This window comes from Psychrobacter sp. CAL346-MNA-CIBAN-0220 (assembly GCF_040309805.1).
Taxonomy (GTDB): Bacteria; Pseudomonadota; Gammaproteobacteria; order Pseudomonadales; family Moraxellaceae; genus Psychrobacter.
In genome coordinates this window covers 1-269 of the sequence record NZ_JBEOPF010000324.1, presented here as the reverse complement: position 1 = coordinate 269, position 269 = coordinate 1, and the positions used below count along the sequence as shown (strand labels likewise).

Below are 269 nucleotides of genomic sequence, written 5' to 3'. Positions count from 1 at the left end.
GTCCGTCGAGCTGCTGAAGGAACTGCACATCCTCACCCGCGACGGGAAGCTGAACCAGGACAGCCGCCGCAGGCTGAAGCAGGTCTATCACCTGTTCCAGTTCATCGAGCCGCTGCTCGCCGGCGTGCAGGCCGACAAAGGCCACGTGACGCTCGTCGATCACGGCGCCGGCAAGTCGTATCTCGGCTTCATCCTGTACGACCTGTTCTTCAAGCAGCAGCCGGGGCACGGCACGCCGGCGTTCGCGTCGCACGTGTACGGCATCGAGA

At 64.3% G+C, this 269-nt stretch carries 1 protein-coding gene; it reads left to right on the top strand.

Going from position 1 to position 269, the window contains the following annotated elements; all coding sequences use genetic code 11:
* Nucleotides 1-269: methyltransferase (locus tag AAEY88_RS13830; protein WP_350563306.1), on the top strand; the 269-nt coding region annotated here is incomplete at both ends.